Origin of the sequence: Pseudomonas sp. FP2338 (assembly GCF_030687515.1) — a bacterium.
GTDB lineage: Bacteria > Pseudomonadota > Gammaproteobacteria > Pseudomonadales > Pseudomonadaceae > Aquipseudomonas > Aquipseudomonas salomonii.
In genome coordinates, this window is the sequence record NZ_CP117436.1 from 734,487 (window position 1) to 747,025 (window position 12,539).

Below are 12,539 nucleotides of genomic sequence, written 5' to 3' on the forward strand. Positions count from 1 at the left end.
TGTGGGAGCGGGCTTGCTCGCGAATGCGGTGGATCAGTTAAAGATGCATTGACTGACACACTGCATTCGCGAGCAAGCCCGCTCCCACATTGGGATGGTATTTCAGGTCAGGAGGGGGCGTGTTCCGGCCGCTGCTGACGCTGCGCCACCCAAAACTCCACCAGCTCACGCAACTGCGACAATTCCACCGGCTTGGCCATATGCCCATCCATGCCGGCCTGGCGTGCGCGTTCTTTATGTTCCGTCAGGATATGCGCCGTGAGCGCCACCACGGGCGTGCGAATGCGTTGGTGGCTGACTTCCCAGGCGCGCAATTGTTGGGTGGCAGAGAAACCATCGAGGATCGGCATTTCGCAGTCCATCAACACCAGGTCATAACGCTGGGCCTTCATCGCCTCCAACGCTTCTTCGCCGTTGCTGGCGGTGTCCGGGTTGAGGTTGAGCTTGCCGAGCATGCCGCGAATCACTTTGGTGGAGATGCTGTTGTCTTCAGCCACCAGGATCTTGAAATCACTCGGCACGGTCACCGCTGCCGGCGCGCTGAGCATAGGGCGCGGGGCAATTGCGCCTTTGCTGCGCTGGGTCAGTTCGTCGGCCAGGGTGGTCTTGAGTGTGTAGCCGGCCACCGGCTTGGCGAGGATGCGTTTGATCCCGCAGTTGCGCGCGATGATCTTGCTCGGCGCATTGCTGATGCCGGTGAGCATGATCAGCAGAATGTCGTGGTTCAGGCTCGGGTCTTCCTTGATCTTCGCCGCCAGTTGCATGCCGGTCATGCCGGGCATGTTCTGGTCCAGCAGCACCACGTCGAAGTAGTCGCGCAGGTGCGCTTTGGTGCGCAGCAGCGCCAGGGCTTCTTTGCCGGACGGCACGGCGCTGACGTTCAAGCCCCAGGCGGTGCATTGCTGCACCAGCACCTTGCGGCAAGTGTCATTGTCATCGACCACCAACACCCGCGCGCCTTTGAGCGGCCCGTCGAGGTCGGAGGTCGGGTGTTCCAGGCGTTCCGGGTCCAGTGGCAGGGTCAGCCACAGGGTGCTGCCCTGGTGGCTGCCGCTCTTGATGCCGAACTCGCCGTTCATCAACAGGATCAACTGGCGGGCGATGACCAGGCCCAGGTGGCCGCTCAGGCGCGTGGCCGAGAGGAAGTTCTTGCTGTGCAGTTCGCTGTGCAGCAGCGCGTCGCGTTCGGCGGCGTCCATCGGCAGGCCGCTGTCTTGTACAGCGATGCGCAGGCGTGGCTTGGTGCTGCGTTCGTCGAGGGCGACCACGATCAGCACTTCGCCTTCATCGGTTTTTTGCAGGGCGTTTTCCAGCAGGCTCAACAGCGCCTGGCGCAGGCGTGTGGGGTCGCCGCTGATCACGCGGGGCACCTGCGGCTGGATAAAGCTGATCAGCTCGACGTTCTGCTGCTCGGCCTTGGCGCGGAAGATACTCAGGCAATCATCAATCAGCGCGTTGAGGTCAAATTGCACATCGTCCAGTTCGATCTGCCCGGACTCGAGCTTGGAGATATCGAGGATCTCGTTGATCAGCGTCAGCAGCTCATTGCCGGCGCTGTGGATGGTCTGCACATAGTCGCGCTGCTTCACCGACAGCGGCGTGCCCAGCAACAACTCGGTCATGCCCAGCACGCCGTTCATAGGGGTGCGGATTTCGTGGCTGATCTTGGCCAGGAATTCGGCCTTGGCGGCGATCTCGGCGTTGCTGGCTGCCAGGTCGCGGCTGAGGCTGAAGCGTGCTTCGACAATGGCGCGCTGGCGTTCGCCCAGGGCCAGGCTCATCAGCAGGCCGCTCAGGCAGATAAAGCTCAGCAGGGTCACGATCAGGCCTTGCGGCGCCACCAGCGTCAGGCCCAGCAGGGCGGGCAGGATGATCAGGGTGCCGATGTTGAACACTACCATCGCCACCACAAACAAGCGCGCCGGCCGGTAGCCTTTCTGCCAGTGGTAGGCCGAGACAAACAACATGCTCAAGCCCGCCAGGGCGACCAGCGCATAGGTGATGATGTTCAGCGGCAATGTGTTGACGAACAACAGCAGCAGGCCACACAGCACGATCAGCAGAATGTCGGCCATCAGCAGCTTGTTCAGCGGGTGCGGGCCCAAGGGCATGAAGAAGCGGTAGGCAAACATCAGCCCGCACGGTGCAGTCAGCAGCAGCGCGAGGTAGGCGCCCGGGGTTTGTACGGCGTGCCAGTTCGGCAGCCACGGCCCCACCAGGTTGAGCAACAGCGCCAGGCTCAGCACCAACAGCACTTCGCACGCCGCCAGCCACAGGCTGCTGCGCGAACGGTGATAGGCGAAGCGTGTAAGGTTGTGCAGGATCAGCATCAACAGGCAGCCGAACAGCAGGCCGTAGATCAGCGTCTGGGTCTGGTCGGCGGCGGCGAGCACGGCCGGTTCCAGGGTGATATAAGGGCGCAGTTCGTGTTCCGAGACCAGGCGCAGATACACCTCAAGGGGCTTCTGGCTCTGGGGCATCGGCAGCATGAAATCGCTGCTGGGCAGCGGGCGTTCCGCCTGGGGCTGGCGCGTACCGGTGCTTTGCTGCTCCACCAGCATGTCGCCGTCCAGCACATACAGGTTCAGGTGCGAGAGGTCCGGGGCGAATACGCGCAGCACTTGTTCGTGCTTGCCGGGTTGCAGCTTGAAACGTACCCACAACGCACCGTCCGGCTCCGCGGCGGTAATCCGGTCGAGTTCGATGGGGCTGAATTGATTGGTGTAGCGGGCGGAGCGGATGTCGCTCAGTTGCAGGTCGGCCTGTTCATCAAGCAATACTGCCCAGCCACTGCCTTGTGCGGCGGCCTGGGCCGGGAACAAGCAGAGCAGGGTCAGCAAGCTGACTGTAAAACCTATGGCGATCCTGAGCCAGCGCACGGCGAAATCCCTTCGTAGGTTGATGCACGGGTTAACTATGCGCGGGGCGACATGGGTACGGCAAGGGCCAGGGGCCCTTACCTAGCCGAACGGATAGCTACACTAGCGTAGCTGTTCAGTTGTTCTCGCCGCGTTCACGGGCAATGGCGCGATAGCCGATGTCCGTGCGGTAGAAGCAACCTTTCCAGTCGATTTTTGCCGCCAGTTTGTACGCTTGCTGTTGCGCGGCGTCGACATTGGCACCCATTGCGGTGGCACACAATACACGGCCACCTGCGGTTACAACTTTGCCGTCCTTGAGCGCGGTGCCCGCATGGAACACCTTGCCTTCCAGCGTAGCAGCCGCGTCCAGGCCTTCAATGATATCGCCCTTGGCGTAGTCGGCAGGGTAACCACCGGCCGCCAGTACGATGCCGACGCTTGGGCGCGGATCCCACTGTGCTTCAACCTTGTCCAGTGCCTGGGCCAGGGCGGCTTCCACCAGCAGCACCAGGCTCGATTGCAGGCGCAGCATCACCGGTTGGGTTTCCGGATCGCCGAAGCGGCAGTTGAACTCGATCACTTTCGGGTTGCCGGCTTTGTCGATCATCAGGCCTGCGTAGAGGAAACCGGTGTACACATTGCCTTCGTCGGCCATGCCGCGCACGGTTGGCCAGATCACCAGGTCCATCACGCGCTTGTGCACGTCGGCGGTGACGACCGGGGCAGGGGAGTAAGCACCCATGCCGCCGGTGTTCGGGCCGCTGTCGCCATCGCCAACACGTTTGTGGTCCTGGCTGGTGGCCATCGGCAATACGTTCTTGCCATCGACCATCACGATGAAGCTAGCTTCTTCGCCGTCGAGGAATTCCTCGATCACCACACGCGAGCCTGCATCGCCAAACGCGTTACCGGCGAGCATGTCGCGTACGGCGTCTTCGGCTTCCTGCAAGGTCATGGCGACGATCACGCCTTTACCGGCGGCCAGGCCATCGGCCTTGATCACGATCGGTGCGCCTTTTTCACGCAGGTAAGCCAGGGCCGGCTCGATCTCGGTGAAGTTCTGGTAGTCGGCTGTCGGGATCTTGTGGCGAGCCAGGAAGTCCTTGGTAAAGGCTTTCGAACCTTCCAACTGGGCGGCACCGGCGGTAGGGCCGAAGCAGTCCAGGCCACGGCTGCGGAACAGGTCCACAACGCCGGCAACCAGCGGTACTTCCGGGCCGACGATGGTCAGGGAAACATTTTTTTCGGCAAAATCAGCAAGCTGCTCAAGCGCCAGCACGTCGATAGCGACGTTTTCGCACTTGGCTTCAATGGCGGTGCCGGCGTTGCCGGGGGCGACGAAAACCTTCTGGACGCGTGGGTCCTGGGCAACTTTCCAGGCCAGGGCGTGTTCACGGCCACCGCTGCCAATGATCAAAACATTCATTTCAAAAACCTCGGATGACGCTCAATTCTTGGGAGCACTGTGGGCTGCTTTTCTGTGGGAGCTGGCTTGCCTGCGATAGCATCACCTCGGTCGCACTGAAACACCGAGTTGTACACATCGCAGGCAAGCCAGCTCCCACAGAAGCCAGTGCCCACCAGGCAATGTTGAATCAGTGGCGGAAGTGGCGCATGCCGGTGAAGACCATCGCGATGCCCGCTTCATCAGCGGCCGCGATCACTTCAGCATCACGCATCGAGCCACCCGGTTGGATCACGGCGGTCACACCGGCTTTCGCGGCGTTGTCCAGGCCATCACGGAACGGGAAGAACGCGTCGGAAGCCATCACCGAACCCACAACCTGCAAGCCTGCGTGCTCGGCCTTGATCGCGGCGATACGCGCCGAGTTCACGCGGCTCATCTGGCCGGCGCCGACACCGATGGTCTGGCGGTTCTTGGCGTAGACAATGGCGTTGGACTTAACGTACTTGGCCACTTTCCAGGCGAAGATCAGGTCGTTGATCTCTTGCTCGGTCGGGGCGCGTTTGGTCACGACCTTCAGGTCTTCGCTGCCGATCATGCCGATGTCGCGGCTCTGCACCAGCAAGCCGCCATTGACGCGCTTGTAGTCCCAGGCAGCGGCGCGGTCCGCCGACCACTCGCCACAGGCCAGCAGGCGTACGTTGGCTTTGGCGGCGACGATGGCGCGGGCCTCTTCACTTACGGAAGGGGCGATGATCACTTCGACGAACTGGCGCTCGACGATCGCCTTGGCGGTCTCGGCGTCCAGCTCACGGTTGAAGGCAATGATGCCGCCAAACGCGGATTCAGTGTCGGTGGCGTAGGCCAGTTCGTAGGCCTGACGAATCCCGCCTTCTGCGTCCGGGCTCACGGCCACGCCGCACGGGTTGGCGTGCTTGACGATCACGCAGGCCGGCTTGACGAAGCTCTTCACACATTCCAGCGCGGCGTCGGTGTCGGCCACGTTGTTGTAGGACAGTTCTTTACCTTGTAGCTGGGTCGCGGTGGCGATGCCGACTTCGGCAGGCTTGGCCTCAACGTAGAACGCCGCGCTTTGGTGCGGGTTCTCGCCGTAGCGCATTTCCTGGGCCTTGATGAACTGGCTGTTGAAGGTGCGCGGGAACTGGCTGCGGTCTTCGGTCGAGAGGGTCTCGGCGGCCTGGTTCACGGTGCCCATGTAGTTGGCGATCATGCCGTCGTAGGCAGCAGTGTGTTCGAACGCCTTGAGCATCAGGTCGAAACGCTGGGCGTAGGTCAGGCCGCCGGCTTTCAGGCTTTCCAGTACGTCGGCGTAGTCGCTGGCGTTAACCACGATGGCCACGTCTTTGTGGTTCTTGGCTGCCGAGCGAACCATGGTCGGGCCGCCGATATCGATGTTCTCGATGGCGGTCGGCAGGTCGCAGCCTGGCTTGTTGATGGTGGCTTCGAACGGGTAAAGGTTAACGGCCACCAGGTCGATCGGCTTGATGCCGTGTTCGCTCATGATGGCGTCGTCGATACCGCGACGACCGAGGATCCCGCCGTGAATTTTCGGGTGCAGGGTCTTGACCCGACCGTCCATCATTTCCGCGAAACCGGTGTAGTCCGCGACTTCTACTGCGGCCACGCCGTTGTCCTGCAGCAGTTTGAAGGTCCCGCCTGTGGAGAGGATTTCCACGCCCAGAGCTTCCAGCTCCTGGGCAAATTCGAGGATCCCGGTCTTGTCGGAGACACTGATCAAGGCGCGGCGGATCGGCAGGCGGGTGGTCTGGTCGGTCATTTCAATTTCCATCAAAAGCAAAGGAGTCAGCAAAAAAGGCGACCGTTTTTACGCGGGCGCCTTTCTGGTTTGATTGAATGCTTACAGCAAATCGTACTGCTTGAGCTTTTTGCGCAAGGTGCCACGGTTGAGGCCCAGCAGCTCACTGGCTTTGGTCTGGTTGCCCTTGACGTAGTTCATCACGCTTTCGAGCAACGGCGCCTCGACTTCGGAGAGCACCAGGTTGTACACATCCGTGACGGAAGCGCCCTCAAGGTGGGCGAAATAATTGTGCAGCGCCTTCTCGACACTCCCACGAAGGGTCTGACCTTCTTCGCTCGGCGTGTTGAGGTGCTGTTTCAAATTGACGTTGTCGCTCACGGGTGCAGTTCCACTCACTAAAGTCTCGGTCATCATCGTCATGCGGCCACCCCCTCTCCATCCCCTGTTCCCAGGCTCTTGTCACGTTCGGCGAAGAACTCACGAACGGTGGCGACCTGTGCCTGCGTTTCATCCAAACGATTGAACTGAGCGCGCATTTCCTTGGCGCCCGGCAAGGTGGCGAGATACCAGCCGACATGCTTGCGAGCAATGCGTACTCCCATCACGTCTCCATAGAAGGCGTGCAGGGCGGCCAGATGCTCTAGCAGAATACGTTCCACCTCGATCAACTCCGGTGCCGGCAAGACGTCGCCGGTACGCAGAAAATGTTCGATCTCACGAAAAATCCATGGTCGCCCCTGGGCGGCCCGGCCAATCAACAAGCCATCGGCACCGGTGGCGTGCAGCACGCGCCGGGCTTTTTCGGCTGAGTCGATATCGCCATTGGCAAAGACCGGCATCGACACCGCCTGCTTGATCGCGGCAATGGTGTCGTACTCGGCTTCACCGGTGTAAAGGTCGGCGCGGGTGCGGCCATGCACCGCCAGGGCTGTAATCCCGGCCTGTTCAGCGATCTTCGCCACGGTCAGGCCATTTTTGTTGTCCCGGTCCCAGCCGGTACGAATCTTCAGGGTGACCGGCACATCCACTGCGGCGACAACGGCCTGCAGGATCTCGGCTACCAACTGCTCATCTTTCAACAATGCGGAACCGGCGGCCTTGTTGCAGACCTTCTTGGCCGGGCAGCCCATGTTGATGTCGATAATCTGTGCGCCCAACTCCACGTTGGCTCGGGCCGCATCCGCCAGCATTTGCGCATCACCACCGGCGATCTGCACCGAGCGGGGCTCGGGATCACCTTCGTGGATCATGCGCATCCGCGATTTGCGGGTGTTCCACAAGCTCATGTCGCTGGTGACCATTTCAGAGACTACTAGACCCGCGCCCAAACGCTTGCACAGCTGACGAAAGGGCTGGTCGGTGACGCCCGCCATCGGGGCGAGGATCAAGCCGTTTGGCAATGTGTATGGGCCGATGCGTACCGCCGACATAGGACTTCCCTGTTGTGGGGCCGGATCATTAGAGTTCGAAAAAGGGTTGGCATGATACCCGCTCTCGATGACTGGATAAAGGCTGAATTGGATAAAATCTGAACAGTTACTTCTTTATCGCCGCCGGTTTGGTTGCGCAACGCAAAGTCAATAATTTGCCGTCAAACCTCAGAACCTGCGCCGGCTCACTCGGGCGAGTGAAAACTCAGGCTGTAATTCACGGCTTTATTGCCTGGGTCAAGGATGTCCAGGGAGATGTGGATCGGCGTCTGCGATGGCATTTCGCTCACGCCGGCCAATTCACCGCTCAGGTATTCACCGGGCTTGAAGCGGCGGCTGGCGATCAGACCGCCGTTCATGTCGGCAAAACGCAGTTCCAGCAACGGGAAGGGCTGGGAGAACGTCGCCCGGTTGTAGATGATCGCATCCACCACCAGCGCCCCGGCAAACTCCGGGTTGCTGCGCACCACCAGGTTGCTGCTCTTGATATGGGCAATATCGACCCGCGATGGCACCGTGCAACCCAGTGACGGGCACAGCTGCTGGAACCATGGGCGATAGGCATCCTGGCGGGCCAGGTCGTCGAATTGGTACGCGATGTACTGGCCTGCCAGGCCGGCGGCGGCGATCAGCACCAGCAGGATCCAGATCAGGCGACGGCCCCAGCCGGTTGGACGCTTTTGCGCATAAAGGTGCAGCGGGTCGTCTTCCAGGTCCTGGAGCACGTCATCGTGAACACTCACCTCGGGGCGCGGGCGTTTGCGACGCGCTTGCGGGCGATCTTCGGATTCCGGTTCGTCCAGGGCCCGGGTCAGTGGCGTGAACGGCGGGTCGATATCGTCGTCTTCAACGTGGGGTGCTGAGCGCAGTGGCGGTTCATCGTCGATGTCGTCAAGGCGAAACGACATGGAGGGTTCGGTGCGCTGACGTGTCGCAGTGGCCGGTTCCGGCTCGTCCTCGGGCGCTGGGGTGCGTTCCTCGGGCGGTTCACTGAACAGGCTGGCGGCCCACTGTTCTTCTTCGGCCCTGGCGGTGCCGCGGGTGGCGCTCAGGGCATCTTCCGGTTGGCGACGGTCGGCGCTGGCCTGGCGACGTTCCAGCTTGGCCAGTTCTTCATCCAGGTCCAGGTTGTCCAGGTCCAGTTCTTCGGCGTTCCACTGCTTCTGGCTGATGGCCCGTGGGGCCTCGGCGCTCGGCTCGGCGGCTTTCTCGGCGGCGGCCGGCTGCTCAGGCGCAGGCACCTGGCCGCGCTGCTCCAGCAACTGGCGAGCGGCGTTGAACACTTGCAGGCACGAGCCACAGCGCACCACGCCACGGGCCACACTCAGTTGTGCGTGGCTGACGCGAAAACGGGCTTGGCAGTGTGGGCACTGGGTGACGAAACTGTCGGTCATGCGGCCATCCGATTCAGGCAAGCGCTCATTCTAGCGCCGACGACCACTGATGCGTACCCAGCCATCACGGTTGGCGATCGGGTCCAGCTCGAAATCCTTGGCGTAGGCAGCGGCCACGTCTTCGCCTTGCTCGGCGAGGATGCCCGACAGCGCCAGGCGGCCGCCCGGCTTGACCAGGCTCGACAGCTGCGGCGCCAACGACACCAGCGGGCCGGCGAGGATATTGGCCACCAGCACATCGGCCTGCACCTGGGGCAAATCTTGTGGCAGGTAGAGTGGGAATTTGCCTTCAGCAATGTTATTGCGCCCGGCGTTATCGCGGGAAGCTTCCAGGGCTTGCACGTCGATGTCGGTGCCGACGGCTTCCTTGGCGCCCAGCAGCAGCGCGGCAATCGCCAGAATCCCCGAGCCGCAGCCAAAGTCCAGTACGTTGCAGTCGCTCAGGTCCTGGCCGTCCAGCCATTCCAGGCACAGCGCGGTGGTAGGGTGAGTACCGGTGCCGAACGCCAGGCCCGGGTCCAGCAGCAAGTTGACGGCATTCGGCTCAGGCGCGGCGTGCCAGCTTGGCACGATCCACAGGCGCTGGCCGAAACGCATCGGCTGGAAGTTGTCCATCCAGCTGCGTTCCCAGTCCTGGTCTTCGATCACTTCGCTGTGATGCTCGGGCAGCGGGCTGCCAGTGAGCAATTGCATATGGGCCAGCACGGCGGCGGCATCGGTGCCGTCTTCGAACAGGGCCAGCAGGTGGGTGTGGGACCACAGCGGCGTGGTATTGAGTTCCGGTTCGAAGATCGGCTGGTCTTCGGCATCCATGAAGGTCACCGACACGGCGCCGACTTCGAGGAAAGCGTCTTCGTAGGTTTCGGCTTGTTCTGGGCTGATGGCGAGACGGACTTGCAGCCAAGGCATGGCGGGCACCTTTGAAAAAATGAGTGTGCGACGGCAGGGTCGCGAAAGCGCGCAAGTTTACGCGAGCGGCGAGTGTGTGGCGAGCGGGCTTATGTGGGAGCTGGCTTGCCTGCGATGCAGGCGCTGCGTTCTGTCTGTCAGACAGCGGTGATGCTATCGCAGGCAAGCCAGCTCCCACACAAGCCCGGCTCCCACACTCGCCCGCACACATGGGTTCAGCGGTGTTCTTGCGGGCCCACAAACAACAAAGCCGCCCTAAGGCGGCTTTGTTGGGTGGAGCACTTACTGGTTGGCCAGCTTGTGTTCCAGGTAGTGAATGTTCACACCACCTTCGCAGAAGCCTTCATCGCGGACCAGATCCCGATGCAGCGGGATGTTGGTCTTGATGCCGTCAACCACGATTTCGTCCAGGGCATTGCGCATACGGGCCATGGCCTCGTCGCGGGTGGCGCCCCAGGTGATCAGCTTGCCGATCAGCGAGTCGTAGTTGGACGGAACCTTGTAGCCGCTGTACAGGTGCGAATCCACACGCACGCCGTTGCCGCCCGGCGCGTGGAAATGCTTGACCAGGCCAGGGCTTGGGATAAAGGTTTTCGGGTCTTCGGCGTTGATCCGGCACTCCAGGGAGTGGCCGTGGATCTTCACGTCGTCCTGGGTGAAGGACAGCACGTTGCCGGCGGCGATGCTCAGCATCTCCTTGACGATGTCGATACCGGTGACCATCTCCGAAACCGGATGCTCTACCTGCACACGAGTGTTCATCTCGATGAAGTAGAAGCGGCCGTTCTCGTAGAGGAACTCAAAGGTACCGGCGCCACGGTAATTGATGTCGATGCACGCCTTGACGCAGCGAGCCAGTACTTCCTGGCGCGCGGTTTCGTCCAGGCCCGGTGCCGGAGCTTCTTCCAACACCTTCTGGTGACGACGTTGCAACGAGCAATCGCGGTCGCCCAAGTGGATGGCGTGGCCCTGGCCGTCGGACAGTACCTGCACTTCCACGTGACGTGGGTTGGTCAGGTACTTCTCCAGGTAGACCATCGGGTTGCCGAACCAGGCAGCCGCTTCGGAGCGGGTTTGCTTGGCGGCTTCGATCAGGTCTTCTTCCTTGTGCACCACACGCATGCCGCGACCACCACCGCCACCGGCGGCCTTGATGATCACCGGGTAACCGACTTCGCGACCAATGCGCAGGGCGGTTGCCTCGTCTTCCGGCAGTGGGCCGTCGGAGCCTGGAACGGTTGGCACGCCGGCTGCGATCATGGCGTCCTTGGCCGACACCTTGTCGCCCATCAAGCGGATGGTTTCGGCTTTAGGGCCGATGAAGGCGAAGCCGGATTTTTCCACCTGTTCGGCGAAATCGGCGTTTTCCGCGAGGAAGCCGTAGCCTGGGTGGATGCCATCAGCGCCGGTCACTTCAGCGGCCGCGATGATGTTCGAGACTTTCAGGTACGAGTTCGTGGCCAGTGGCGGGCCGATGCAAATGCTTTCGTCCGCCAGTTTCACGTGCATCAATTCGGTATCGGCCGTCGAGTAAACAGCGACGGTCTTGATGCCCTCTTCCTTACAGGCGCGCAGGATACGCAGCGCGATCTCGCCGCGGTTGGCGATCAGGACTTTTTGCAGTTTCTTCGCAGGTTTCAACATCGAAGGCGCTCCGCGGTTCAAACGATGGTGAACAGCGGCTGGTCGTACTCAACCGGCTGACCGTTTTCTACCAGGATGGATTCGATGACGCCGGCTTTTTCAGCAGTGATGTGGTTCATCATTTTCATCGCTTCAACGATGCAGATGGTGTCGCCCACTTTCACGGTTGCGCCGACTTCAACGAAGGCTGGCGAGGTCGGTGCCGGGGTGCGGTAGAAGGTACCGACCATTGGCGACTTGACCACGAAGCCGTTCAGCGCAGGCGCGGCTGGGGCGGCCGGTGCAGCGGCAGCAGCGGGGGCGGCGGCAGGTGCGGCAGCCGGAGCAGGTGCTTGCATCTGTGGCGCGTAGAACTGTTGAGCCGGGGTCTTGCTGTGGCGGCTGATCCGTACGGATTCTTCGCCTTCCTTGATTTCCAGCTCGTCGATACCGGATTCTTCCAGCAGTTCGATCAGTTTCTTAACTTTACGGATATCCATGAATCATCAACTCCCAAGGGTCGGTCAGGGGCGCTTGGCCGGTTGTTCAAGTTGTTCCAGGGCGGCCTCCAGGGCCAGTCGGTAACCGCTGGCGCCAAGGCCGCAGATCACACCTACCGCTACGTCGGAGAAGTAGGAGTGATGGCGGAAAGCTTCGCGTTTGTGCACGTTCGACAAATGCACTTCGATAAATGGGATGCTCACCGCCAGCAGCGCGTCACGTAATGCAACACTTGTATGCGTAAAAGCGGCGGGATTGATCAGGATAAAGTCCACGCCTTCGCCACGCGCGGCATGGATGCGATCAATCAATTCGTACTCGGCATTGCTTTGCAGGTACAGCAAATGGTGGCCGGCTTCACGCGCCCGGCGTTCCAGATCAAGGTTGATCTGTTCCAGGGTCACCGCCCCGTAGACGCCCGGTTCGCGGGTGCCAAGCAGGTTCAGGTTGGGTCCGTGAAGAACCAGAAAGGTCGCCATCGGCTGTTCCTTGTTATTGATGTGGGTGCGTCAGAACTCGGCGACTATGCCGCAAAGCCTTTGTGACTGTCCAGTTCTATGCAGTAGGCGGCACGATTAGCGATGATTGCGCAAAATTTGTGACTGTGAGGCTGGATTTGGTCAGTGTGGGAGCTGG

10 protein-coding genes are annotated in these 12,539 nt (G+C 61.3%); all 10 read right to left on the reverse strand.

Annotated features, from left to right (window positions below):
• Positions 1–107: 107 nt before the first annotated feature.
• Positions 108–2,879 carry a hybrid sensor histidine kinase/response regulator gene (locus tag PSH96_RS03100; RefSeq protein ID WP_305457427.1) on the reverse strand — a complete coding sequence of 924 codons (2,772 nt, stop codon included), beginning with the start codon at positions 2,877–2,879 and terminating at the stop codon, positions 108–110.
• Between the two features lie 115 nt (positions 2,880–2,994).
• Complete coding sequence (purD, locus tag PSH96_RS03105) at positions 2,995–4,287, reverse strand: phosphoribosylamine--glycine ligase (protein ID WP_305457430.1); 1,293 nt, start codon at positions 4,285–4,287, stop codon at positions 2,995–2,997.
• Positions 4,288–4,456: 169 nt separating this feature from the next.
• Positions 4,457–6,064, reverse strand: coding sequence for a bifunctional phosphoribosylaminoimidazolecarboxamide formyltransferase/IMP cyclohydrolase (gene purH / locus PSH96_RS03110; protein WP_305457432.1), 1,608 nt, complete (start codon positions 6,062–6,064; stop codon positions 4,457–4,459).
• A gap of 81 nt (positions 6,065–6,145) precedes the next feature.
• Complete coding sequence (gene fis, locus PSH96_RS03115) at positions 6,146–6,466, reverse strand: DNA-binding transcriptional regulator Fis (RefSeq protein WP_003221275.1); 321 nt, start codon at positions 6,464–6,466, stop codon at positions 6,146–6,148.
• The gene (gene dusB, locus PSH96_RS03120; protein WP_305457434.1) at positions 6,463–7,476 is read right to left on the reverse strand and encodes a tRNA dihydrouridine synthase DusB; all 1,014 of its coding nucleotides are present in this window, start codon (positions 7,474–7,476) and stop codon (positions 6,463–6,465) included. Before dusB ends, fis begins: the two co-directional genes overlap by 4 nt.
• A 185-nt stretch (positions 7,477–7,661) precedes the next feature.
• Complete coding sequence (locus PSH96_RS03125; protein WP_305457436.1) at positions 7,662–8,870, reverse strand: DUF3426 domain-containing protein; 1,209 nt, start codon at positions 8,868–8,870, stop codon at positions 7,662–7,664.
• Positions 8,871–8,900: 30 nt separating this feature from the next.
• A complete protein-coding gene (gene prmA / locus PSH96_RS03130; RefSeq protein ID WP_069786891.1) occupies positions 8,901–9,779 on the reverse strand; it encodes a 50S ribosomal protein L11 methyltransferase in 879 nt (292 codons plus the stop codon).
• A gap of 282 nt (positions 9,780–10,061) precedes the next feature.
• Entirely contained in the window at positions 10,062–11,423 is a 1,362-nt protein-coding gene (gene accC, locus PSH96_RS03135; RefSeq protein WP_017136745.1) for an acetyl-CoA carboxylase biotin carboxylase subunit, read from the reverse strand.
• A 17-nt stretch (positions 11,424–11,440) separates the two neighbouring features.
• Positions 11,441–11,902, reverse strand: a complete 462-nt coding sequence (accB, locus tag PSH96_RS03140; RefSeq protein WP_017136744.1) for an acetyl-CoA carboxylase biotin carboxyl carrier protein — start codon at positions 11,900–11,902, stop codon at positions 11,441–11,443.
• A 24-nt stretch (positions 11,903–11,926) separates the two neighbouring features.
• On the reverse strand, positions 11,927–12,382 hold the full coding sequence (gene aroQ, locus PSH96_RS03145; RefSeq protein WP_056860456.1) for a type II 3-dehydroquinate dehydratase: 456 nt from the start codon (positions 12,380–12,382) through the stop codon (positions 11,927–11,929).
• Between the last annotated feature and the right edge of the window lie 157 nt (positions 12,383–12,539).